This is a genomic window from Pseudomonas sp. TH21 (assembly GCF_016651025.1).
Classification (GTDB): domain Bacteria; phylum Pseudomonadota; class Gammaproteobacteria; order Pseudomonadales; family Pseudomonadaceae; genus Aquipseudomonas; species Aquipseudomonas aylmerensis.
Window position 1 is genome coordinate 2,930,562 of sequence record NZ_JAEKEQ010000001.1, and the last position, 24,028, is coordinate 2,954,589.

Here is a 24,028-nt window from a genome sequence, read left to right on the forward strand (position 1 = left end):
TCAGTGGTCCTGTTTGCGGTTGAGGGCCAATACCTGGGCGGGCAGCAGGCGCACGGCGTCGCCGCTGTGCAGCAGGTGCGCGCCGAGGGCGACGATGGTTTGGCCGGGGGCCACGCCGCTGTCGAGCAGGGCATCCTCCTGGCCGAGGCTGGCGACTTTCACCGGGGCGAAGCTGACCTTGTCATCAGCGCCGATCAGCCACACGCCAGTGCCTTGCCCTGCGTCTTGCAGTGCGCCGATCGGCACGCGGGTTTGCTGGGCCTGGCCGTCGCCTTGCAGGCGCACGGTGATGGTCGAGCCGAGGGCAAAGCGGTCGACAGCGCCGTGCAGCACATAGCGGGCGCGGTAGGTACGGGTCACGGGGTCGGCGCTGGCCGAGAGTTCGCGCAAGGTCGCGGTCACCGCCTGGTCGGGGGCGCCAAACGGGAAGGCCAGGGCTTTCTGCGAGGCCAGGTCGCGCTGGTTTTCCGGGAGATTGACGATGGCTTCGCGCGCGCCGTCATGGGCCAGGCGCGCGACGATTTGCCCTTCGGCGACCACTTGGCCGCGATCCACGCGCACGTCGGTGATGATGCCGTCCCCGTCAGCCTTGAGCACGGAGTAGGTGCGGCGGTTTTCAATCTGGCTGGCATCGGATTGCGCCGCGGCCAATTCGGCTTCGGCGACACGCAGGTTGGTGGCCGACTGGTCGAAGATCTGCCGCGACACCGCGCCGGTATTGGCCAGGCGCTGGTAGCGGTTTTCATCATCGCGGCGCTGGCGCAGCTGCGCCTGGGCGGCATTCACGCGGTTTTTGGCCGAGCGCAGGGCCAGCTCGAAGTCGCCGATGTCCAGCACCAGCAGGGTATCGCCACGGGACACGTGCTGGCCGGGGTCGACCTTGCGCTCGATGACCTTGCCGCTGACGCGGAAACCCAGGTCACTCTCGGTACGCGCCGCGACCACGCCGGTGTAAGCGTTCTGTTGCGTACCGGCAGCCTCGACCTTGGCGGCGAGAATCGGGCGCGGTGGGGGCACCTCGGCGGCGGTGTCGGCTTTGCTGTTACAGCCGCTGATGACGATCATCAGGGCCAGGGGCGTGAGAAGACGCAGGGGGAGAGGGTGCATGGCGGGCTCCGGGGAAAACCTGTGGGGAAAAAATTATGGACATAATTTTTTACTCATATTATGGTCGAAATATAAATTAATCCAGCCCCCGGATATTCCCCATGGCAAACGCCCCGGCACCCTCGCGAAGCCTGCTGTTTTTACTGGTGGCCCTGACGGCCCTGGGTGAAGTCTCGACCCAATTGATCATCCCGGGCCTGGGTGTGATCGAGCAGGCATTGGTCGCACCGCCGGGTTCGGCATTGATGGCGCTGTCGGCGTTTGTCGCCGCATTCGGCCTGGGCCAACTGGTGTTCGGGCCGCTGTCGGACCGCATCGGCCGCCGTCCTGTGCTGATCGGCGGGCTGGTGCTGTATGTGCTGGCAACCTTGTCGATGCTGCTGGTCAGCGACATCCAGCAATTTATCGCGGCCCGCGTGGTGCAAGGCCTTGGCGCCTGCGCTGCACTGGTATTGGCGCGCACGGTGGTGCGTGACGTGTGGAAGGCCGAAGCGGGGCCGGCCCTGGCGCTGACCATGATCGGCATGCTCTACGCCATTGTGGTGGCGCCGATGGTTGGCGGCCTGCTGATCAAACTGCTGGGCTGGCACGCACCGATCCTGCTGGCGCTGGTGATTGGCAGCGTGGTGTTGCTGCTGGCCCTGATGTTTTTTCGCGAAAGCAACCACTACCTTGACCCCAAGGCCGGCCATTGGCGCACCCTCGGGGGGCAGTACCTGGATTTGCTCAAGGGCCGCCAGTACCGCGCGTTCGCCGTGGCCCTGGCGTGCACCTATGGCGCCATGTTTGCGGTGATCGCCGGGTCGTCAGCGGTGTTTATCAACCTGCTCGGCTTCAGCAGCCTGGAGTACGGCATCAATTTCGGCCTGATCGTGTCGATGCTGATCGTCGGCTCCACTTATACCCGGCGAAACATCCTGCGCCTGGGACCGCAGCGGATTGTAGCGATGGGCGTGACGCTGGTGGCCATTGGCGGTATCGCGGCCATGGGCATTTATGCGGCGTTCGGCCTGTCTGTGCTGGGGCTGGATATTCCGATTGCCCTGGTGACCCTCGGCGGTGGCCTGGTACTGCCCGGTGCGGTCACCGGCGGGGTGATGCCCAACGCGCACCGCGCCGGCTTGGCCGCGGGGCTGATGGGCTTTGCGCAGATGTTCGGCGCGACCGGCAGCGGCCTTTTGCTGAGCCAGTGGCGCGACGGCAGTGCCACGCCGATGATCATCATCCAGGCGTGTTTTGCGTTGACGGCATTCGTGGCTTTCCACCTGCTGCGCCAACGTCCGGCCAAGGGATTGTCCTATACATAGGACGTTCAGGGCCGCTTTTGCCGGCTAGTACTCAACACTTTGTGGACTTATGGTGTACTCACTTTGGAGGTACACCATGAAAAAGTTGATCGGCATCTACACCAGCCCGCGCGCCCATTGGGTCGGCGACGGCTTTCCGGTGCGCACGCTGTTTTCCTACGATTCGATGGGCAAACACATCAGCCCATTCCTGCTGCTGGACCACGCCGGACCGGCAGATTTCACCCCGACCGAGCAACGTCGTGGCGTCGGGCAACACCCGCATCGCGGCTTTGAAACCGTGACCATCGTCTATGACGGTGAAGTCGAGCACCGTGATTCCACCGGCGCCGGCGGCAAGATCGGCCCTGGTGACGTGCAATGGATGACGGCCGCCAAGGGCATCCTGCACGAAGAGTTCCATTCCGAAGCCTTTGCCCGCAGCGGCGGGGTGATGGAGATGGTGCAACTGTGGGTCAACCTGCCGGCCAAGGACAAAATGGCCGACGCGGGCTACCAGACGATTGTCGACGGTGACATCCCGGTGCTGCCGCTGCCCGACGACGCCGGGCACCTGCGCCTGATCGCCGGTGAGTTTGCCGGCTCCCGTGGGCCTGCACGCACCTTCACCCCGATCGACGTGTGGGACCTGCGCCTCAACGCCGGCAAACCCGTGACATTGGTGCTGCACGCAGGACGTAACACCGCCCTGGTGATCCTCAGCGGCACGCTGTTGATCAACGGCGAAGAGGTTGCGCGCCCAGGCCAATTGGCGTTGTTCGAGCGTGATGGCAGCCAACTCACCCTGGAGTCCAATGACGACGCCAAGGTGCTGCTGCTCAGCGGCGAGCCCATCGACGAACCGATCGTCGGCCACGGCCCGTTCGTGATGAACACCGAGCAGGAAATCCATCAGGCATTTGCGGATTTCCACTCGGGCAAGTTCGGGCAGATGCACGCCTGACGACCCGCTGCAAAAACCTGTGGGAGCTGGCTTGCCGGCGATAGCATCAGCGCGGTGTAACGCATACACCGAGGCGCCTGCATCGCCGGCGAGCCAGCGCCCACATTTTGTTTCCAGCGTTCCGATTTCATGCGATCTTCCCGTCATTCGCCCTGGAGTCGCCTGGATGCCCTCATTTATCGCTGATCACCCGATGTTGTGCGCCGTGGCGCTGATCTTTATCGACATCGCCGTGTGGCGCCTGATCTCCGCCAATCTCGCCAACTGGAAGCTCGCCGCGCGCCTGGCGATCTTCGCGGTGTTCAGCGCCGTGCTGTTCAACGACGGCATGAACCCCATGCAACTCGCGCCCTACACCGACAACACCGCCTTGCACCTGGCCGCCACGGCCTTGCAGATCGGTTGGTGGCTGTTTGCGGCGCGCACGCTGACGGTGTTGCTGGGCACCGTGATGATGCAACGGGTCGGGCATACCGGGCGGTTGTTGCAGGATTTGATGGGCGCGGTGATTTTCCTGATCGCGATCATCGCCGCGATGGCCTACGTGCTCGACCTGCCGGTCAAGGGCGTGCTCGCCACGTCCGGGGCAGTGGCGATCATTGTCGGCCTGGCCTTGCAAAGCACCTTGAGCGATGTGTTTTCCGGGATCGTCCTCAACACCACCAAGCCCTATCAGATCGATGACTGGATCTCGATTGACGGCACCGAAGGCCGCGTCACCGATATCGACTGGCGCGCCACGCGCCTGCAAACCTCCCAGGGCAGCATGGCGGTGATCCCCAACTCGCTGGCGGCCAAGGCCAAGATCATCAATTTCTCGCGCCCGGCGGACATGTTCGGCCTCGCGGTAAGCCTGCAGGTCAGCCCCCATGCACGCCCGCAAACCGTGATCGAAGCACTCGAGCGCGCAATGCAGGGCTGCCGGCCGCTGTTGTCGACGCCCGCGCCGAGCGTCGCGTTCAAGACCTCCGCCAGTGGCGGCGTCGAGTATGAAATCAGCGGGTTCGTGCCGGCCATGGCCCTCAAGCGCGAGGTGCGCAACCAGCTCTACGACCTGGCGTTCCGGCACCTGCAGGCGGCGGGCGTGGGGTTGCTGTCGGCCACGGAAAGCGGCGCGCCACCGGCCATGTCCGCCGCGCGGGCGTTGCTGGAGCGTTCGTCGATTTTCTCGACCTTGCGCCAGGAGGAGAAAGACACCTTCAGCCAGAACATGACCCTGCACACTTACCGCGCCGGCGAGATGATCCTGCCGGCCGGGGAGGTCAGCGATCATTTGTTTATCGTCGAGTCGGGGGTGGTCTCGGTGATGCTGACCAAGGGCGGGCGCAAATTCGAAGCCGGGCGCATGGGCCCGGGCGAAGTGATTGGCGAGGCGGGGATCCTGTCGGATGAGGCCGCGTTGGCCGACTTTTCGGCGAAGACCTTTTGCACACTGTACCGCATCGAGAAGGAATACTTGAAGCCGTGCCTGGATGCGCGCCATGACATCAGCGAAGCCATGAAGGCGCTGCTGGATTTCCGCGTCCACGCCGCGCAGGCCTTGACCCAGGAGGCGCCGGTGGTGCCGGCCAAGAAGGGCTTCCTGCAGTGGCTGCGCCAACGCGGCCTGTGAGGTGTAAAACCGACTAACCTGCGTTTTTCGCACGTTACCCCGCGCAATAAATCGTTTGTCCAACGGCTGGCCGATGACAAAACTGCATGTCACTCGGATAACAACAACGTTGGGCGAACCACATGCAACTCGAGCGAAATTTTTTCAACGGTCACTTTGTCGAACCTGCCAGCGATGCCCTGATCGCCGTGTATAACCCGGCCACTGCAAGCGTGGTCGGCCATGTCAGTGCCGCCACCGCCGATGAGGCGATTGCCGCCGTCGATGCCGCCGCCGTCGCGCAGAAAACCTGGGGCAAACTCACCAGCATCGAACGCGCCGAACACCTGCGGGCATTCGCCGATGCCCTGGATGCCTGTGCCGAGGCCATCGGCACAGCGCTGGCCAGCGAGTCGGGCAAAAGCCTCAGCGACGCCAGCAACGAAGCGCGCTACGCCGCGCAGATCACCCGCTACCACGCCGAATGGGCGCGGCGCATCGAAGGCGAGATCATCCCCAGCGATACCCCGGACGAAAACCTGTTCCTGCAACGCGAGCCGATTGGCGTCGTCGCCTGCCTGATCCCGTTCAACTACCCGGTCTACACCCTGTTGCGCAAAATCGCCCCGGCGCTGATCGCCGGCAATACCGTGGTGGTGCGCCCGAGCAACAACACCCCGCTGTCGGCGTTTGCGATTGCCAGGGCAGTGGTCAAGGCCGGGATTCCAGCCGGGGTGATCAACATCCTGACCATGGACCACGCCACTGCCGCCAGCGTCTGCACGCACAAGGCGGTCGGGCTGATTACGCTCACCGGCAGTGTGAATGCCGGGCGCATCGTGCTGGACTACTGCAAGGCCAATATTGCCAAGCCGTCCCTGGAATTGGGCGGCAAGACGCCGGCGATCATTGAGGCGGACGCCGACCTTGAAACCGCCGCCAGCGCCATCGTCGCCTCCAAGACCACCCACTGCGGCCAGCTGTGTACGGCGGTTGAGCGCGTGTACGTGCACGAAGCCGTCTACGACCGCTTCCTTGCCTTGCTCAAAGTCAGGATCAGCGCGGTGAAATTCGGCGACCGCGCCCAGGACCCAAGCCTGATGGGGCCGCTGGTCAATGCCAGCGCGCAAAAGACTGTCCATGCCATGGTCGAGCGCGCCGTCGCCGCCGGTGCTGTACTGGAAAGCGGCGGTGTACTGCCAGACGGCCCGGGGCATTTCTACCCGCCGACCTTGCTCAGCGGTTGCCGCCAGGACATGGAGATCATCCAGGAGGAAATCTTCGGCCCGGTGCTGCCAGTGCTCAAGTACCGCGACATCGACGAAGCCCTGGCGATGGCCAACGACCATCAGTTCGGCCTGTCATCGGTGCTCTATACCGAGAACTACCGCACGGCAATGAAGGTGGCGAATGCCATCGAGGCCGGCGAGTTGTACGTCAATCGCACCCCGGCGGACCCGTACCAGGGCTTCCACGCCGGTTGGAAACGCTCAGGGCTGGGCGGCGATGACGGTAAGCACGGGATGCTGGAGTTCACCCAGACCCGCCTGGTGGTCATGAAGTACTAGCCAAGCAGCTACAAGTGTTGAGCTGCAAGCTCCAAGTCAAGGCGCGCAAGATTTACTGGCCGCCTGAAGCTTGAGGCTGGCAGCTGCCTCTATAAAAACAATTATCAGGGCATCCGCACAGTGGGTGCCCGAGGTCATCAAGATGTCCAAGCCTGCACCCGTTGCCCCGGGTTTCGCTGCCGTGCCCGCGGCAAAAAACAGCGACACTGCCAGTCGCTACTTCCAATTGATGTTGCTGGTTCTCGCCGCCGGAGCGATCTACCCGATCCTCTACCTGCGCCAGGTCTACCAGACCACCATGCTCGACGTATTCCAGATCAATCACAGTCAACTGGGCTACCTGTACTCGATGCTCGGCACGATCTTTCTGCTCAGCTACCTGCCCAGCGGCTGGCTGGCGGACCGACTGCCGCCGCGCTTTCTGATCTTCTTCTCACTGGTCGCCACCGGTGCGCTGGGCCTGTGGTACTCCAGCGTGCCGTCCATGACCGGCCTGATGATCATCTTCGGCTGCTGGGGCCTGACCACCGGCCTGACCTTCTGGGCCTCGGTGCTCAAGCGCGTGAAGATGATTGCCCACCACAGCGAGCAGGGCCGCTTCTTCGGCATCCTCGATGGCGGTCGCGGCCTGGTGGAAGCGCTGCTGGCGACCGTGGCCCTGGGCCTGTTCGCCTTTGCCACCGAAACCCGGGGCGAGTCGGCGGGCGAGGGCTTCAAGCAGGTGGTGTACCTGTATTCCTTCACCTGCATCGCCATCGGCTGTGTGCTGGTGCTGTTGAAAGACCCGAAATCCATGGCTGAAACGCCAGCGGTCGAGAAGGGCAAGTTCAACCTGATCGCCGACCTGGCGACCCTGGTGAAGATCCCCGAGCTGTGGCTGGTCACCGCGATTGTGTTCTGCGGCTACCACATGTTCTGGGCCACCTACAGCTTCTCGGACTACCTGCAAGGCAGCGGCATGACCGCCGTGATGGCCGGCACCATCACCACCATCAAGCTGTGGATGCGCCCCATCGGCGGCATCGGCGGCGGCTGGCTGGGTGACAAGTTCTCGAATATCTCGGTACTGATCGTCGCGCTGGCCCTGGTAACCCTGGCCATGCTCGGGCTGATCGTGTTCCCGGCCTTCAACAGCCTGGGCCTGCTGATCGGTACGGTGATCTTCATCGGCCTGATGACCTACGCGATTCGCGGCCTGTACTGGGCCATCCTCGACAGCTGCGACATTCCGCTGCGCATCACTGGCCTGGCCATCGGCATTGTCTCGGTGGTGGGGTACCTGCCGGACACCTTTATCCCGCTGATCAACGGCTACCTGACCGACACCTACCCAGGCAAGGCCGGCTACAACCTGTATTTCGGCTACATCGCCTTCATCGGCGTGCTCGGCACCCTTGCGGCCCTGACCCTGCGCGCCCGAATCAACCGTAAAAAATTCAACCAGACAGGTGCCTGAGATGAAAATCGTCGCCCTTGAAACCCATATCGTTGCTGTCCCGCCGCCGCACATCGGTGGCATGTACTGGCTGTTCGTCAAACTCAAGACCGACTGCGGCATCGAAGGTGTCGGCGAGATCTACGCCGCGACGTTCGGCCCCAAGGCCATGCTGCCGATCATCGAGGATGTGTTCGAACGCTACCTGCTCGACCATGACCCGCACCATATCGAGCGCTTCTTCCGCCAGGCCTACTCGAGCGGTTTCACCCAGCGCCCGGACCTGACCATGATGGGCGTGGTCAGCGGCCTGGAGATGGCCTGCTGGGACATCATCGGCAAGGCCGCCAACAAGCCGGTCTACGAGCTGCTGGGCGGCAAGGTCAACGAGCGCCTGCGCTCCTACACCTACCTGTACCCGGTCAATAGCAAAGGCGAGTACGACTACGACGATCCGGACCTGGCCGCCGAATGCGCCATCGACAACATGAACAAAGGCTTCACCGCCGTGAAGTTCGACCCGGCCGGCCCTTACACCGCGTACTCCGGCCACCAGATTTCGCTGGAAGTGCTGGAACGCTGCGAAACCTTCTGCCGCAAGATCCGCGAAGCGGTGGGCGACAAATGCGACCTGCTGTTCGGCACCCATGGGCAGATGGTGCCGTCGTCGGCAATCCGCCTGGCCAAGCGCCTGGAAAAATACGACCCGCTGTGGTTCGAAGAGCCGGTGCCACCCGGCCAGGAAGACGCCATGGCCCAAGTCGCGGCCAAGACCAGTATCCCGATTGCCACCGGCGAACGGCTGACCACCAAGTATGAATTCTTCAAGCTGCTGCAGGCCGGCGGCGCGTCGATCCTGCAGATGAACGTGGCGCGCTGCGGCGGGCTGCTCGAAGCCAAGAAAATCGCGAGCATGGCCGAGGCGTACTACGCGCAGATCGCACCGCACCTGTACAACGGGCCGATTGGCGCGGCGGCGAGTTTCCAGCTGGCGACCTGCACGCCGAACTTTCTGATCCAGGAAAGCATCATGACCTGGGGCGGCTTCCACGCAGAAGTGCTGACCAAGCCGCTGCAATGGGAGGACGGCTACATCATCCCGTCCACCGAGCCGGGCCTGGGCGTGGAACTGAACATGGACGTGGTGCGCAAACACACGCCGTACAGCGGTCAGCGCCTGCACCTGCAAATGGCGCCGACGCCGGCTGACGTCAAAGACACTTCGCCCGCCAAGGGCTAAAAAAACGACTTACGCGGTAACCGTGAATGACATATGACTACATCATCGCCGGCGCTGGCGCCGCAGGTTGCATCCTCGCCAACCGGCTGTCCGCCTCGGGCGAATACTCGGTGTTGCTGCTCGAAGCCGGCGGCAAGGACAGCTCCTGGTGGTTCAAGATCCCGGTCGGATTCGCCAAGATGTATTACAACCCGACCTTCAACTGGATGTACTACAGCCAGCCGCAAAAGCAGTTGGCCGGGCGCGAAATCTACGCGCCACGCGGCAAGGTGCAGGGCGGCTCGGGCTCGATCAACGCGATGATCTACGTGCGCGGCCAGGCCCATGACTTCAATGACTGGGCCGCGAACGGCAACGACGGCTGGGGCTTTGCGGACGTGTTGCCGTACTTTCGCAAACTGGAGAATCATCCGCTGGGCGACACCGAGTACCACGGCGGCAGCGGCCCCATCAGCATCACGCCGATGAAGGGCCAGACCCACCCGATCTGCGACGTATTCCTCAAGGGTTGCGAACAGCTCGGCTACGCCCACAGCGACGACTTCAACGGCCCGCACTTCGAAGGCGCTGGCCTGTATGACGTCAACACCCGCAACGGCGAACGCTGCTCCAGCAGCTTTGCGCACCTGCACCCGGCGCTCGGCCGGCCGAACCTGACGGTGGAGCTGCATGCACTGGTCGACCGCGTGCTGTTCGACGACCAGCAGCGCGCCACCGGCATTGCCGTCACCCAGCACGGCGTGGCGCGCACCTTCAGCGCGCGCAAGGAAGTGATCCTGTGCGCCGGTGCAGTGGACACGCCGAAGATCCTGCAATTGTCCGGCGTTGCCGACCGGCACCTGCTGGCCGAGCATGCGATCCCGCTGGTCAAGCACCTGCCGGCGGTGGGCGAGAACCTGCAGGACCACCTGTGCGCGAGCTACTACTACAAGGCCAATATCCCGACCCTGAACGACGAACTCAGTTCGCTGTTCGGCCAGTTGAAACTGGGCCTCAAGTACCTGCTGACCCGCAAGGGCGCGCTGGCCATGAGCGTGAACCAGGCGGGCGGATTCTTTCGCGGCAACGAGGCGCAGAAGGACCCGAACCTGCAGCTGTACTTCAATCCGCTGTCGTACCAGATCCCGAAAAACAACAAGGCCAGCCTCAAGCCCGAGCCGTATTCCGGCTTCCTGCTGTGCTTCAACCCGTGCCGGCCAACCAGCCGCGGCACCATTCGCATCGCCTCGAAAAACCCACGGGACGCGGCACTGATCGACCCCAACTACCTGAGCACCGAGAAGGACATCGACGAGGTGATCCAGGGCAGCCGGTTGATGCGCAAGATCATGCAGGCGCCCGCGCTCAAGGGCATCACCGTGGCCGAAGTATTGCCCGGCGATGCGGTGCAGACCGATGAGCAGATGCTGCAGTACTTCCGCGAAAACAGCGGCTCGATCTACCACCTGTGCGGCTCCTGCGCCATGGGCTCGGACCCGCAGGTGTCGGTGGTCGACAAACGCTTGAAAGTGCACGGCCTGCAGGGCTTGCGCATCGTCGATGCATCGATCTTCCCCAACGTGACCTCGGGCAACACCCACGCGGCGGTGCTGATGGTGGCAGAGAAGGGCGCTGACCTGATTCTCGAGGATGCTTGAGTGTGGGAGTGGCTTTGCTCGCGAAAGCGAGGTGTCAGTCGACATTTCCAGCGACTGACACACCGCCTTCGCGAGCAAGCCCGCTCCCACATTTTTGATTGGTGTGAGGCCTGGATTTTGGCGGGGTGGCTGAAATTTCCGGGCCTTGCGCCGCATCAGTGGCCGATGCATCCCCCAATGTGGGAGAGGGCTTGCTCGCGAAAGCGGTGGATCCGTCGACACTTCCAGCGACTGACACACCGCCTTCGCGGGCAAGCCCGCTCCCACATTTTTGATAGGTGTGAAGCCTGGATTATGGCGGCGCGGCTGAAATGGCCGGGCCTTGCGCCGCATTAGTGGCCGATGCATCCCCCAATGTGGGAGCGGGCTTGCTCGCGAAAGCGGTGGATCCGTCGACACTTCCAGCGACTGACACACCGCCTTCGCGAGCAAGCCCGCTCCCACATTTTTGATTGGTGTGAAGCCTGGATTATGGCGGCGTGGCTGAAATGGCCGGGCCTTGCGCCGCATCAGTGGCCGATGCATCCCCCAATGTGGGAGCGGGCTTGCTCGCGAAAGCGGTGGCTCAGTGAGCACTTCCAGCGACTGACACACCGCCTTCGCGAGCAAGCCCGCTCCCACAATTTTGATTGGTGTGAGGCGTGGATTTTAGCGGCGTGGCTGAAATTGCCGGGCCTTGCGCCGCATCAGTGGCCGATGCATTCCCGAATGTGGGAGCGGGCTTGCCCGCGAAAGCGGTGGATCAGTCAGCACTTCCAGCGATTGACACACCGCTTTCGCGAGCAAGCCCGCTCCCACACTTTTCAGGGGCAGGACAGATCAGTGCCCGACCAATTCTTCCAGCAACTGCTCCTTGTAGCCCTGCAACACCGGCGAGGCGCGGTCGCGCGGGTGCGGCAGGTCGACCTGGATTTCATGCTTGATCCGCCCCGGATGGGCATCCATCACGATCACCCGGTCGCCCAGGTACAGCGCTTCTTCGATGTCGTGGGTGACCATGATCACCGTGCAACGCTGCTGCACCCAGATGCGTTGCAACTCACGCTGCAGGTGCACGCGGGTCAGGGCATCGAGGGCGCCGAGGGGCTCGTCCAGCAGCAACACCTTGGGCTTGTTGATCCACGCCCGGGCAATGGCTGCGCGCTGGGCCATGCCGCCGGAAAGCTGGTGCGGGTAGGCGTTTTCAAAGCCGCTGAGGTTGACCAGGGCGATATGTTCGGCGACCTGGCGGTCTTTTTCGGCCGCGGGCAGCGCGTGGTTTTTCAGCGCCAGGGCGATGTTCTGGCTGACGGTCATCCACGGGAACAGTCGGTGGTCCTGGAACACGATGCCGCGCTCCAGGCTGGTGGACGCGATGCGTTTACCGTCGAGCAGGATGTCGCCTTCGTATTCGGCTTCCAGCCCGACGATCAGGCGCAGCAAGGTGGATTTGCCGCAGCCGCTGGCGCCGACGATGCTGACGAATTCACCCGGGCGTACGTCGAGGTGGATGTCCTGCAGCACCGGCAAGGCGCGGCCTTCGATTCGATAAGCTTTGTTCAAGCCGCGAATCTGCAGGGCGCCGGTCTGCACGTGTTGATGAAGGGAAGCGTGGGCGATTGCATTCATATCGAGGCCTTTCAACGGAGGTTGCGCCAGCGCAGCAGGTGGCGGCTCAGCAGGGTGAACAACAGGGTCATCAGGTAGCCGAGCAAGCCGATGCACAGCACGCTGAGCACGATGACTTCCATGCGCGAGCCGGCCTCGGCGTTCATCATCAGGTTGCCCAGGCCGGCACCCGAGGACAGGAAGAGCTCACTGCCGATCGCCGTTACCCAGGCAAACGCCAGCGCGTGCAGGACACCGGTGGCGATGCTCGGCAAGGCTGCCGGCAACAGCACCTGGGTAAATTGCTGCAGCGGGGTGAGGACCAGCACCTGGCCGACTTCGCGGTAGCGGCGCTCGACGTGGCTGAAGCCCTGGTAAGTGTTGAGCACCATCGGGTAAAACGTCGCCAGGCTGACGATCAGCACTTTGGAGAACTCGCCATTGCCGAACCACATGGCAATCAGCGGGATCCAGCCGAGCATCGGCACCTGGCGAATCGCATGGAACAACGGACCGATCAAGCGGTTGGCCACGCTGGACAGCGCCATCAGCACCCCCAGCGTCACCCCGAACAGAATGCCCAGGGCCAGGCCACTGCTGGTGCGCGCCAGGCTCGCCAGCAGGTTGACCAGCAGTTCGCCGTTGCCAAGCATCTCCAGCAGCGCCGAGCCAATTGCCGACAGTGGCACGAACGCATACGCGCCGGCGGCGTCCTGGCGAGAGGCATATTCCCAGGCGAGGATCAGCAGCAGCGGCAGCAACAGCCCACGGGCTTTTTTCAATACAGGCACCATCGGAACTCCTAGCGGGTTTGCCAGCGGAACAGGCGTTGTTCGATGCGGCGAAAGCCATAGTCGAGGGTAAAACCGATCACTCCGGTGACCACCACGCCGACCATCACCACGTCGATGCGCAGCATCTGCCGCGCCATCTCGATCATCTGGCCCAGGCCACTGTCGGCGGCCAGCAACTCAGTTGCCACCAGCACCACCCAGGCGCGGGTCAGGCTGATGCGAAAGCCGGTGATGATCGGCGGCGCCGCAGCGGGCAGGGCCACCATGCGCACAAAAGTCGGCCAGCGCAGGCGATACACGTCCGCCACTTCGAAATAGCTGCGCGGGATGCCCCGTACACCTTCGCCAGCGGCCAGTGCCACCGGGAAGAATGCGGTCTTGGCGACGATGATGATCTTGAAGGTTTCGTCAATGCCGAACAGCAGCACGAACATCGGGATCAAGGCGATGCTGGGGATCTGGCGCAGGGTATGAAACAGCGGGCCGCAATACGCCTCGACGTTTTTCGACAGCGCCATCAGCACGCCGAAGGCCAACCCGCACAGCGAGCCGATGCCAAAGCCGAGGCCCAGGCGCGACAGACTGTTGCCGAGGTGCTCGAGCAGCTCGCCACTGGCCAGCAGGTCTTCGAAGGTCTGCAGCACCTGGGCGGGCGGTACCAGCAGATTGCGCGGGAAAATCCCGAGGTGGGCCACCAGCGTCCAGACGGCCAGCAGGGCCACGGGCGAGATAAGCCAGGTGAGGTATCGAAGCAGGCGCATGGCAAGTCTTAATTCAGCTGAATACCCAGCAGCTATCGCAAGACATGTGCCACATCACCGAATCTTCCTGTAGGCGCTGGCTTGGCGGCGATGGGGCCTGCAGGTGTGCGCATTTGCGGAGACATCATCGCCGGCAAGCCGGGCTCCTACAGGGGGTGGTCGCTGGGAAATGGTGATCGGGTGCTGCTGGAGCAGCACCCATTCAGCAGTCTTCTCAGAAGTCGTAGCTCACACTGGTGTAGTAGAACGCACCCTGCGCGCCTTCCGGGCTGGTGATCGAGTACTTGGGCACGCCATACAGCTGCGCGCCGTCAGCCTTGTCCGGGTGCGAGTCGAACAGGTTGATCGCGCCCACCGAGACCTTCACGCCCTTGTGGAAGGTGTAGGACAGGTCCAGGTCAGTCACCCATTGCGGGCTGTAGGTCTGGTCGAGGTTGGGGTTGGTGGCGTTGAGGCTTTTCCACTCGCCGTAGCGGCGCTGGGCAATGGTCAGCCCCCAGTTTTCATACAGCCAGTTGGCGCTCAGGGTCAGCTTGTTTTGCGGGGTGCCATCTTCGATCAGGCCCTGGGTATTGCGCCCGATGATTTGCGAGCCCTTGATATTGCCGACGTCGCGCAAGCCGGTGATGGTGGTGTTGTTCTGCGCAAAACCACTGCTCAGGTTCAGGCGGCCCCATTGCTGCAGGTCCCACTGGTAGTTGCCGGTCAACTCGACGCCGTCCGTGCGGGTGTCGGCCACGTTGGTGTAGAACGCCGCGCTCTGGATATTCGCGTAGGGCGTGCCGGCGAAGATCGGCGAGACCACGCTGGCGGGCAATTGGTCGGAGAGGGTGATGCGGTTATTGATGTTGATCCGGTAGGCATCCACCGTCACCGAGGCATTTTCCAGTGGGCGCCACACCAGGCCAAGGGAGTAGTTGGTCGACTCCTCGGGCTTGAGCGCCTTGCCGCCGAGTGCCTGGGCCTCCGGGCTATTGGCACGCAGGGTGCGTTGCTGCACCTCGGCGTAGTTGCCGCTGCCCGGCGGTTGCTCCACCACCTGCACGCTGAATGAGGACATGCCGCTCTGCACCAGCGACGGCGCGCGGTAGCCGGTACTGGCGGTGGCCCGGGCGGCGATCTGTGGGGTGAAGTCATAGCGCAGCGACAGCTTGCCGTTGGTGGTGTCGCCAAAGTCCGAATAGTGCTCGGTGCGCACCGCCACGCCGGCCTGGAATTTCTCGGTGATCTGGCCTTCGACGTCGATGTAGGCACCGAGCACCTTGCGGTCCAGCGAGGCCGCATCGACCTGGGTGATGCCCGAGTAATAGCCCGGAATGCGCCGCCCGGTGATCGGGTCGATGGTGTTGAACAGCGGCCCGTTCTGCCAGCCGGCGGCTTCGCCCGCGCTCAACTGGTAGTTTTCCTTGCGCCAGGCCAGGCCCGCCGACAGGGTCAGCGGCTTGAACAGCAGGTCGGTGGGGAAGTCGCGCACCCAGTCCAGGGTCAGGTTGGTCTGGTCGTTTTCGCGCTTGCCGGTGTAGATCGATGATGGGCTGTTGACCCCATAGCTGGGGTTGATCGCATTGCGGTCAGCGGACTCAAGTGTGTTGTTGCCATGGTTCAGGGCCAGGTCGAACTTGCCCAGTTGGTCGTTCTCGAAGCGCAGGCCGCCGGTGACGGCGTAGTCTTCCAGACTGTAGCGGGTGATCGGCAAGCGACCGTCCGGGTAACGCTGCAACGCGGTGCTGCCGTAGTTGTTGCGCAGGGTGGTCGGCGGGTCGAAGAAGCCTTCGGCGTCGGTGTTCTTGTGGGCATAGGTGGCAAAGCCATAGGCGGTCAGGCCCTCGCCGACGCCGATTTCGCTGTTGGCGACAAAATTGTACTGGTCCGAGACATTGCCCGCGCCCCAGCGCCAGGTGCGGTAGCGGTTGTTCTGCTCGCGGGGCGTGTTGATGCTGGTGTCGCCGGGGTAAAAGATCCGGTTGTCGGGGTTGGTATCGCTGGCCGGGTCTTGGCTGCCGGCGTCGAAACTCAGGGTCAGGAAACCGTCGTTGGGCAACGCGAAACCCTTCCAGCCGCTGAGCTTGCGCTGGATGCCGTCGCCCTTGTCGTAGCCGCCGAAGCGGTAGCCGAGGTTGCCGCCGTCATCGTTTTCCTTGAGCACAATATTGATCACCCCGGCGATTGCATCCGAGCCGTACTGAGCGGCGGCGCCGTCGCGCAGGATCTCGACGCGCTGGATCGCGCTCAGTGGGATCAGGCTCAAATCCACCGCCGCTGCGCCACGCCCGTTCACCAGGCTCTGGCGGGTGATGTTGGCGCTGCTGTGACGGCGCTTGCCATTGACCAGCACCAGCACCTGGTCCGAGGCCAGGCCACGCAACGAGGCGCCCTGGGCGATGGAACCGGCGAAGGCACCCTGCGGCGACTGTGGGAAGTTGAACGATGGCGACAGGGCGGTGAGGGCACCGGACAAATCGGTGGCGCCGGTCTGTTGCAATTGCTCGCCGGAGAGCACGTCCACCGGTGCTGCGCTTTGCAGGGCGGTCAGGTCGCTGCGCCGGGTGCCGAGGACCACCACGGTGTCGAGGTGATCGTTTTTGACGGTCGGTTGGGTGTCGTCTGCCGCGACGACGGGCAGGGCAAGGCTGCCCATGACCAGCGCGATGGCGCCGGCCAACGGAGTACGTTGGAACATGGAAGTGGTCCTTTCAACAATAGAATGACTGGATAGTGGCGATGGCGGGCCGGGTGTCGTGGCTCAAGCAATGGGGGCCAGTTGTGGGCGCTGGCAAGCCAGTTCCCACATTGATCCTGCTAGGCGGATAAATACCCTCCAGCGTTTGGCTTAGAAGCGGCTGGTCACGCTCAGGCCCACGGTGCGCGGGTCGCCATAGGTGATCACGTATTGGCCGAGGCCACCGTTGGGCCGGCCATGCACTTGGTAGCGGCGATCGGTGAGGTTGTTCACGAACCCGGTGACGCTGAGTTTTTCATCCGCGCTGTACCAGGTCAGGCGGCTGTTGGCCAAGGTGTAGTGCGCTTGGCTCAAGTCCTTGTCGGCGCTGCTCTGGCGGTCGGCGAGAAAGTATTCCTTGTCACGAAAGCTCACGTCGGCACCGGCCACCAGCTTGCCGCCGATCTCCAGCGGGAAGGTGTAGTCGCCGCCCAGCGACACCACGTTGCGCGGTGAACGCACGAAGCTGTTGCCGCTGTAGTCGCCGGTGACCGCGCCCGTGGTCGGGTTGGTGTTCTTGAAGTCGGTGTACTCGGTATCGAGGAACGACACCGCCGCGCGCAGGTGCAGGTAGTCGGTCGGCTGGCCTTCGAGTTCCAGCTCGGCACCCTTGACCTTGCCCTTGGCGCCGTTGGTCAGCGCCGTGGTCAGCACGCCGTTGTTGACCGTCAGCAGGTTCACCTGAATGTCCGAGTAGTCGTAGTAGAAGATGTTCGCGTTGGCCGTGAGGCGGTGGTTGAACCACTCGGACTTGACGCCGAATTCATACGCGTCGAGTTGTTCCGGATCCACCGTGGTCAACTGCGACAGGCTGGTCGACAGCCCGGTGTTGAAGCCGCCGGACCGGAAGCCGTGGGCATAGCGCAAGAACACCCGCACGTTGTCGTTGATGCGGTATTCCGGGGTCAGATCGTAGGTCCAGGCCTCCCAGGTCTTGTTTTCCTGGCGATTGCCGTTGCTGCCGGCAGCGGCCAGCGGGATCAACGGGCCGTTGGCGGTGGCGCGGGTCAGCTGCGCGAGGTTGAGGTCGATGTCTTTCTTTTCCTGGGTCCAGCGCAGGCCACCGGTCACACTGAAGTTGTCGGTGAAGTCGTAGGTCAGGTTGCCGAACAGCGCGTAGCTGTCGGTCTTGTGGTCGTAGCTCAGGTCACGAAAGTCCGTGGCGCCGTTGATCTGGTTGGAGCCGGTGCCGTTCGGTGTCGGGCCAGGCTGGATAAACCGCCCGGCGCTGCTGTCGAGGTCTTCGTGGAAGTAATGGGCGCCGGCCAGCCAGCGCAGGGTTTCCTGCTGGGGCGAGGCCAGGCGGATTTCCTGTGAATACTGGGTGTATTTGTTGTCGGCGGTGGACGTGCCGTTGACCTCGTACGGGGTGTAGTCGGCGTCGCCGCTGGACTGGCCGCGAATGTAGTCGTAGGCCGTGATCGACGTCAGCGTGTAGTCGCCCAGGTGCCAGTTGAGCGTCAGCGAGGTGCCGTCGTGGTCGAGCTTGGAATCGTCCTTCACGTTCAGCGCGATATTGCGCCCCAGCGGGCGCTGGTAGCCGACGTTGTAGTAACGGCCCAGGGTCAGCGCACCGTTGGCACCATCGCCCTTGAACTCGCGGGCGTGGATCTTCCACAACGCGTCGAGATCGTCATTGAGCTGGGCGAAGAATTGCAGGCGCACGGCCTTTTTGTTCACGTCGCCGTAGGTGTGATCGTCCACCAGGTTCTTCTGGAAGCCGTCGCGTTCCTCGGAGTACAGCGAGATCCGCGCGGCGAGTTTTTCATCCACCAGGGCGCCGCCCAGGGCGCCGCTGAGGATGCGTTCGTTCTTGCTGCCAAAGCCGATAGTGCCGAACCCGTCGGTGTCGAAGGTCGGCTTCTTGGAGATGATGTTCACCGCACCCGCGGTGGTGTTCTTGCCGTACAGCGTGCCCTGTGGTCCGCGCAGAATCTCGATGCGCTCCAGGTCCCAGAGCGGCCCGCCGCCGGCAATCGGCGCGTTCAGGTAGACGTCATCGGCATAGATGCCCACCGGGTAGACGGTCGCCGCGCCGGTATCGCCGGTGCCCAGCCCACGGATGTACCAGCGCGGCCGCCCGTCACCGTCCGGGTTCTTCGCCGAGGCGTTGGGAATGAAGGTGGTGATGTCGCCCATATTGCGTACGCCGTCGGCGACCAGGGTAGTGCCCTGGACCGCCGACACGGCCACCGGAACCTCTTGCAGGGTTTCCTCGCGGTGCTGTGCGGTGACGGTGACGGTCTTGAGTGACGGCTCGGTTTTAGCGGTGTCTTCTTCAGCGGCGTGCGCGCCACCGGCGACCAGTAAAGCCAGCCATAAGCCCTTGGTGATTGGATTGATTTTATGCATTGCAGTCTCCCCCGGAAAAGTGTCCTTGAAGGGGCTAGAGCAGAGATCGTGCCAAGAGGATTTCAGTGTTGATACAAGCGCATAAGCTGTTGAATATAAACACTAAAAAAACAGGTTTGGGTGGAAATAAGCAGGCGAAAAAAGTCCTCGGGACAGGCCTGTGGAACAATCAGCAGAAAATGCTTGGCGGGTGCTGCTGGAGCAGCAGGAGAGGTGTTGCCAGGCCAACACAATTGGCCCTGGTTTCAGCAGATTTGTAGAAGCCCGGCTTGTCGAATCGTCGTAGCGCGGCGATGGCGTCATCGAGATCGCCATCGCCGGTGCGAGGGTTACACGGCGACGCGAGAGGTGGAACCGATGACTTTTTCCAGCACGCTGAAATCGATCCAGTCGCGCACATCAAAACGGCGTGGGATGAAGTTCCAGCGGAACAGGAAATCGGTGAAATCCTGCAGTGCTTCAATCGAACGGGAGTCGAGGGTCGTGCGCAGACGCCGATGCGCGTCCTCGCCATACGCCGCCGTGACCCAGTACTCGCTGGTATTGAGTTCCTTGGCGAGAAAACGCCGGGTTTCGTCCGGGTTGGCCCAGGCCCACTGCTCGGTGCGCAACACCGTGTCGACGATCTTCACGCTGGCATCGAAGTGTTCCTGCAGCAGGTGGATATCCACCGTGAGCGTGCGGGGCGTGCCGTTGTTGGAGCGGATCAGCGGGTCCGGGTGCGAACCGGTGTCGACCACCACATGCAGGCCGAACTCGTTGGCCAGGTGCACGGCATGCGCGCCCTTGAGGAAGATCGCGTCGATGTCGCCGCGCAGCAGGCCGATCAGTTCGTTATTGCGCCGGCTGAAACGGCTGACGCCCAGGCTGACTTCCGGCCCATAGACGTAGGAGGTCTGGTTGTCGCTGTAGGTGCCGCCGTAGGGGTAGTCCACCAGCTCCACATCCGCGACCTCCAGGCCTTCGAGCTTGAGCGCATTTTCCAGCCCGCGCAGCGCCTGGGCACGGGTGAAGTCGATTTGCACGTTGGCCCATTTCGGCAGGCCGAAGCGCCGGTTCTTCAGGTCGCGCACGCTCTTCACGCCGCTTTCGGCGGTGGTCAGGATCAACTGCACTTCATCACTCCACGACAGCCCCAGCACGCGGGTTTCGACGCCGCTGGCATAGGCCCAGATCGCCGGGATATTGCCGCCGTGGCGCACCGAATTCTGCAGGTGATGGTCATAGTGCGCTTCACGCACTTCGCGCTCGGTGGACTCGCGCAGCGATTGGATATTGGTGCCATAGGGCAGGAAGGCTTCGGCGAGTCGCCCGGACTGCACCGCAATGCCGAGCCCGGTGGGCACCGGGCTGTGGGTGTACCAGAGAGTATCGAGTGGTTTGCTCATAAAATTCTTCGTTCCAATCCATGAAGTCTTCTGTGGGCGCCTGGCTGGGTGGCGATGGCGTCCGCAAACACGCTATCGCCGGCAAGCGGGCTCCTACAGGGGTTAGCCGGCGAGTGCGGTGTTGCCTTCGAGCAGGGCATGCAACGGCCGCGCGTCAATCCATTCGCGCACATCGAAGCTTTGCGGGATAAAGCGCCACCGGTGCAGGAAGTGAGTGAAGTCCTGCAAGGCCGCAATGGCTTGTTCATCCAGCCCTGTACGCAGGCGCAGGTGGGCATCGTCGCCATAGGCGGCGGTCACCCAGTATTCGCTGCTGTTGGTTTCCCGCGCGAGGTAGCGCCGGGTGTCTTCCGGGTGGGTGTGCGCCCACTGCTCGGCACGCAGCACGGAGTCGAGAATGCCGGTGGCCACGTCAAAATGCTGGTCCAGCAGGTTCAGGTCGACCGCCAGGGTGCGCGGGGTGCCATTGTTGCTGCGGATCAGCGGGTCGGGGTGGGCGCCGGTGTCGATCACCGTGTACAGGCCGAAATCATGCGCGTGCTGCGCCGCGCTGGCGCCTTTGAGGAAGATCGCGTCAACTTCGCCGCGCAGCAGGCCGATCAGCTCCAGGTTGCGTCCAGTCGTCTGCGCAGTCACCGGTGTGCCGGCCACGTTGCGCACTGCGCTGTCGCTGAAGGTACCGCCGTATTGAAAGTTCTTCAGCTTGACGTCGCCGACCTTCAGGCCTTCCAGCGACAGGGCGTTTTCCAGGCCACGCAGGGCCTGGGCGCGGGTAAAGTCGATCTGCGCGCCGACCCAGTCCGGCAGGCCGAAGGTACGACCCTTGAGGTCCTTGACGGTCTTGATGCCGCTGTCCTGGCGGGTCAGGATCAATTGCACTTCGTCCGCCCAGGACAGGCCGATCACACGGGTTTCACGGCCTTGGGCGCGGGCCCAGATCGCCGGGATATTGCCACCGTGGCGCACGGAATTCTGCAGGGTGTGGTCGAAGTGCGACTCGCGCACCGCCTTGTCATTCGACTCGCGCAGCGACTGCACCTCGGTGCCGAGGGCACCGACAGTGTCTTGCAGCCAGCCTTTTTGCACGGCAATGCCCAGGCCGGTCGGCACAGGACAACGGGTGTACCACAGGGTGTCGAGAGGTTGCGTCATCAAAGGGGCTCCCCCAGCGTTCAGGCGCTGGCTTTCAAAGGTTGGACGGCCGGGCGTTGGTGCACCAGCGGCAAGACTTCCTGGCCAATGCGCAGGGCTTCTTCCAGGTGCGGATTGCCGGCGAGGATAAAGGTCGAGAAACCGGCGTCGCGGTATTCCACCAGGCGCTCGGCGATGTTTTCGTGGCTGCCCACCAGGCCCACGGTCGGGCCCGGCTTGGCCTTGGCAAAACCGGCCCAGAGGTTGGGACCGATGATCAGGTCATCAAAGCGGTCGACGTTCTGGTGGTAGGCGGTTTGCCGGGCGGCACCGACCGAGTCCGAGCCGCTGGTAAAGCCCTTGGCCACGGCACTGGTCTTGCCATCGAGCTTGTCGAACTGGCGGCGCAGGTCTTTCCAGGCCAGCTCTTCGGTTTCGCGGGCGAACAGGTCGACGCGCAGGCCGAAACGCACGGTACGCCCCTGTTTATCGGCCAGTTCGCGCACCCGGTCGATGTGCGGCTTGAGCTTGTCGATCGGCTCGGCCCAGTTCAGGTAGACGTCGGCATGTCGGGCGGCCACACCCAGCGCGGCCTCGGAGAACCCCGAGAAATACACCCCCGGCTTGCGTTCGTTGTGCAGGCCGGCGGGCAGCGAGCCGTTTTCCAGTTGGTAGATATCGCCGTCATAGGAGAATTTCTGGTTTTCCCAGAGGCCCTGGATGATGTCGAGGAACTCGCCGGTGCGCTTGTAGCGCAGGTCATGTTCGAGAAAGTCGCCGTTGGCGCGTTGGCTGGCCGGGTTGCCGCCGGTGATGATGTTCCACTCCAGGCGACCACGGCTGAGGTTCTGCAGGATCGCGGCTTGCTGCGCGGCATAGGCGGGCAGGGTCCAGGTGGCCTGGAAGGCGATCAGGAACTTGATGCGCCGGGTTTCCCGGGCGAGTGCCGCGGCGGCAATCCACGGCTCGGGGCCGGTGGGCAGCAGTGCGCCTTCGAAGCCTGCGAGTTCGGCGGCCTTGGCCACCTGGGCGATGTAGTCGATGTAGGTGAAGTCATCGGGCTCGCCATTCGGCAGGCGGCCGGGGGCGATATGGCCGGGGCGGTAGTCCGGGTTGCCCCGGTTGTGCTTGTCGGTGGTCAGCTGCGGGCCGTCGGTGCCCAATGGCAGGCGCCAGAAAAATTCAGTGCTCATGGGTGCTCCTGATTTCAGTCGTGCAAGGTGCGTGGACCTGATTGAGGGGATGTGTGCAACGGGCATGCCATTGGGGTTGGGGGTAATGGTTGCGGGGGTTGGGGGGATTTTGGGGGAGGGGTGTTGCTGTGGCAGCAGTCTTGCAGCAGTGGGTGTTCAGGGGGCAGCAGGGGGTGGGGGCATATCCGTTGCTGCGGTTATGGCGGCCTATGGTTCCGCCCTTACGGCGGGTCACTTTTGGAAAGGAGCCCCAAAAGTAACCAAAAGGGCTCTTGCCCCAACACTCGGCACCTCGCCTAGGCTCGGTGTGCCCGTAATCCGACATTGATTTGGGGGGCCGCCGCCACGCGCCATCCATGGCGCGGGGCGGCTAAACCGGCATCCCTGCCGGTTTACCCCCCAAATCAATATCGAATTCCGGCCAGCGTGTTTGATGGGGCGCCTAGGATCAAGATCAAGATCAAAAGCAGAAGCACGGCGGCCTGACAGCCGGCCTGAGTGGATAGATCAAAAGCAGGAACCTGTAGGAGCCGGCTCTCACAGGGGATCGGCAGTGTCGGCCTCGATACCGGCCTGTCGCAAGCAGCCTGAGTCACACCCCATAATCCGCCGCCCCAAAGACCAAATGTGGGAGCCGTCGAGCCCCAGCGAGGCCGCGAAGGCGGCGGCATTGCCGATGAATTTAGTGCCTGACCCACCGCCTTCGCGGCCTCGCCGGGGCTCGACGGCTCCCACAGGGAATCGGCGGTGTTAGCCTCGATACCGGTCTGTCGCAAGCAGCCTTGAGTCACACCCCATAATCCGCCACCCAGAAGATCAAATGTGGGAGCCGTCGAGCCCCAGCGAGGCCGCGAAGGCGGCGGCATTGCCAATGAATTTCGCGCCTGACGCACCGCTTTCGCGGCCTCGCCGGGGCTCGACGGCTCCCACAGGGAATCGGCGGTGTTGGCTTGATACCGGTCTGTCGCAAGCAGCCTTGAGTCGCACCCGCAATCCGCCGCCCCAAAGGATCAAATGTGGGAGCCGTCGAGCCCCAGCGAGGCCGCGAAGGCGGCGGCATTGCCAATGAATTTAGTGCCTGACCCACCGCTTTCGCGGCCTCGCCGGGGCTCGACGGCTCCCACAAGGGATCGGCAGTGTGGCCTCAATACCGGCCTGGCGTAAACAAACACAACCCACGATGCGAAGCGAGCCGCTTTTGATCTTGATCTTGATCCTAGGCGCCCCATTAAACACGCTGGCCGAACGCAGGCTTGAATCCGTGGGTAACCCGGC

General features: G+C 63.3%; 16 protein-coding genes. 7 read left to right on the top strand and 9 right to left on the bottom strand.

Annotated elements, in window-relative coordinates:
• Positions 1-1,107 carry an efflux RND transporter periplasmic adaptor subunit gene (locus tag JFU04_RS12865; protein ID WP_201144227.1) on the bottom strand — a complete coding sequence of 369 codons (1,107 nt, stop codon included), beginning with the start codon at positions 1,105-1,107 and terminating at the stop codon, positions 1-3.
• A gap of 101 nt (positions 1,108-1,208) precedes the next feature.
• On the opposite strand from JFU04_RS12865, the gene JFU04_RS12870 reads away from it, so the two are divergent.
• The 7 genes from JFU04_RS12870 to JFU04_RS12900 all read left to right on the top strand — a co-directional run bounded on the left by JFU04_RS12870 (position 1,209) and on the right by JFU04_RS12900 (position 10,828).
• Positions 1,209-2,414, top strand: a complete 1,206-nt coding sequence (locus JFU04_RS12870) for a multidrug effflux MFS transporter (protein ID WP_201144228.1) — start codon at positions 1,209-1,211, stop codon at positions 2,412-2,414.
• Between the two features lie 76 nt (positions 2,415-2,490).
• On the top strand, positions 2,491-3,357 hold the full coding sequence (locus tag JFU04_RS12875) for a pirin family protein (protein ID WP_120448444.1): 867 nt from the start codon (positions 2,491-2,493) through the stop codon (positions 3,355-3,357).
• 166 nt (positions 3,358-3,523) lie between these two features.
• Positions 3,524-4,969 carry a mechanosensitive ion channel family protein gene (locus tag JFU04_RS12880; protein WP_201144229.1) on the top strand — a complete coding sequence of 482 codons (1,446 nt, stop codon included), beginning with the start codon at positions 3,524-3,526 and terminating at the stop codon, positions 4,967-4,969.
• A gap of 122 nt (positions 4,970-5,091) precedes the next feature.
• Positions 5,092-6,516, top strand: a complete 1,425-nt coding sequence (gene aldA / locus JFU04_RS12885; RefSeq protein WP_201144230.1) for an aldehyde dehydrogenase — start codon at positions 5,092-5,094, stop codon at positions 6,514-6,516.
• Positions 6,517-6,658: 142 nt separating this feature from the next.
• Positions 6,659-7,972: an MFS transporter gene (locus tag JFU04_RS12890; protein ID WP_201144231.1), complete on the top strand. Its 1,314-nt coding sequence runs from the start codon at positions 6,659-6,661 to the stop codon at positions 7,970-7,972.
• 1 nt (position 7,973) lies between these two features.
• Positions 7,974-9,191, top strand: a complete 1,218-nt coding sequence (locus tag JFU04_RS12895) for a mandelate racemase/muconate lactonizing enzyme family protein (protein ID WP_065909902.1) — start codon at positions 7,974-7,976, stop codon at positions 9,189-9,191.
• Positions 9,192-9,217: 26 nt separating this feature from the next.
• Positions 9,218-10,828 carry a GMC family oxidoreductase gene (locus JFU04_RS12900; RefSeq protein ID WP_106804080.1) on the top strand — a complete coding sequence of 537 codons (1,611 nt, stop codon included), beginning with the start codon at positions 9,218-9,220 and terminating at the stop codon, positions 10,826-10,828.
• A gap of 819 nt (positions 10,829-11,647) precedes the next feature.
• On the opposite strand, the gene JFU04_RS12905 is transcribed toward JFU04_RS12900, so the two are convergent.
• The 8 genes from JFU04_RS12905 to JFU04_RS12940 form a co-directional block, all read right to left on the bottom strand.
• Positions 11,648-12,436: an ABC transporter ATP-binding protein gene (locus JFU04_RS12905; RefSeq protein WP_201144232.1), complete on the bottom strand. Its 789-nt coding sequence runs from the start codon at positions 12,434-12,436 to the stop codon at positions 11,648-11,650.
• A gap of 11 nt (positions 12,437-12,447) precedes the next feature.
• Positions 12,448-13,209, bottom strand: a complete 762-nt coding sequence (locus JFU04_RS12910; RefSeq protein ID WP_201144233.1) for an ABC transporter permease — start codon at positions 13,207-13,209, stop codon at positions 12,448-12,450.
• Positions 13,210-13,217: 8 nt separating this feature from the next.
• A complete protein-coding gene (locus JFU04_RS12915) occupies positions 13,218-13,970 on the bottom strand; it encodes an ABC transporter permease (RefSeq protein WP_201144234.1) in 753 nt (250 codons plus the stop codon).
• 214 nt (positions 13,971-14,184) lie between these two features.
• Complete coding sequence (locus JFU04_RS12920) at positions 14,185-16,650, bottom strand: TonB-dependent receptor plug domain-containing protein (RefSeq protein ID WP_201144235.1); 2,466 nt, start codon at positions 16,648-16,650, stop codon at positions 14,185-14,187.
• 150 nt (positions 16,651-16,800) lie between these two features.
• On the bottom strand, positions 16,801-19,041 hold the full coding sequence (locus JFU04_RS12925) for a TonB-dependent receptor (RefSeq protein ID WP_201144236.1): 2,241 nt from the start codon (positions 19,039-19,041) through the stop codon (positions 16,801-16,803).
• A 329-nt stretch (positions 19,042-19,370) separates the two neighbouring features.
• Complete coding sequence (locus JFU04_RS12930; protein WP_201144237.1) at positions 19,371-20,429, bottom strand: ABC transporter substrate-binding protein; 1,059 nt, start codon at positions 20,427-20,429, stop codon at positions 19,371-19,373.
• Between the two features lie 102 nt (positions 20,430-20,531).
• The gene (locus JFU04_RS12935) at positions 20,532-21,581 is read right to left on the bottom strand and encodes an ABC transporter substrate-binding protein (protein ID WP_201144238.1); all 1,050 of its coding nucleotides are present in this window, start codon (positions 21,579-21,581) and stop codon (positions 20,532-20,534) included.
• Between the two features lie 20 nt (positions 21,582-21,601).
• Positions 21,602-22,753 carry an LLM class flavin-dependent oxidoreductase gene (locus JFU04_RS12940; protein ID WP_065909883.1) on the bottom strand — a complete coding sequence of 384 codons (1,152 nt, stop codon included), beginning with the start codon at positions 22,751-22,753 and terminating at the stop codon, positions 21,602-21,604.
• Positions 22,754-24,028 lie beyond the last annotated feature (1,275 nt).

Bases quoted from the DNA above. Each gene is read 5' to 3' on its own strand.
- JFU04_RS12865 (WP_201144227.1), bottom strand. From the start codon at position 1,107: ATGCACCCTCTCCCCCTGCGTCTTCTCACGCCCCTGGCCCTGATGATC.
- JFU04_RS12870 (WP_201144228.1), top strand. From the start codon at position 1,209: ATGGCAAACGCCCCGGCACCCTCGCGAAGCCTGCTGTTTTTACTGGTG.
- JFU04_RS12875 (WP_120448444.1), top strand. From the start codon at position 2,491: ATGAAAAAGTTGATCGGCATCTACACCAGCCCGCGCGCCCATTGGGTC.
- JFU04_RS12880 (WP_201144229.1), top strand. From the start codon at position 3,524: ATGCCCTCATTTATCGCTGATCACCCGATGTTGTGCGCCGTGGCGCTG.
- aldA (WP_201144230.1), top strand. From the start codon at position 5,092: ATGCAACTCGAGCGAAATTTTTTCAACGGTCACTTTGTCGAACCTGCC.
- JFU04_RS12890 (WP_201144231.1), top strand. From the start codon at position 6,659: ATGTCCAAGCCTGCACCCGTTGCCCCGGGTTTCGCTGCCGTGCCCGCG.
- JFU04_RS12895 (WP_065909902.1), top strand. From the start codon at position 7,974: ATGAAAATCGTCGCCCTTGAAACCCATATCGTTGCTGTCCCGCCGCCG.
- JFU04_RS12900 (WP_106804080.1), top strand. From the start codon at position 9,218: ATGACATATGACTACATCATCGCCGGCGCTGGCGCCGCAGGTTGCATC.
- JFU04_RS12905 (WP_201144232.1), bottom strand. From the start codon at position 12,436: ATGAATGCAATCGCCCACGCTTCCCTTCATCAACACGTGCAGACCGGC.
- JFU04_RS12910 (WP_201144233.1), bottom strand. From the start codon at position 13,209: ATGGTGCCTGTATTGAAAAAAGCCCGTGGGCTGTTGCTGCCGCTGCTG.
- JFU04_RS12915 (WP_201144234.1), bottom strand. From the start codon at position 13,970: ATGCGCCTGCTTCGATACCTCACCTGGCTTATCTCGCCCGTGGCCCTG.
- JFU04_RS12920 (WP_201144235.1), bottom strand. From the start codon at position 16,650: ATGTTCCAACGTACTCCGTTGGCCGGCGCCATCGCGCTGGTCATGGGC.
- JFU04_RS12925 (WP_201144236.1), bottom strand. From the start codon at position 19,041: ATGCATAAAATCAATCCAATCACCAAGGGCTTATGGCTGGCTTTACTG.
- JFU04_RS12930 (WP_201144237.1), bottom strand. From the start codon at position 20,429: ATGAGCAAACCACTCGATACTCTCTGGTACACCCACAGCCCGGTGCCC.
- JFU04_RS12935 (WP_201144238.1), bottom strand. From the start codon at position 21,581: ATGACGCAACCTCTCGACACCCTGTGGTACACCCGTTGTCCTGTGCCG.
- JFU04_RS12940 (WP_065909883.1), bottom strand. From the start codon at position 22,753: ATGAGCACTGAATTTTTCTGGCGCCTGCCATTGGGCACCGACGGCCCG.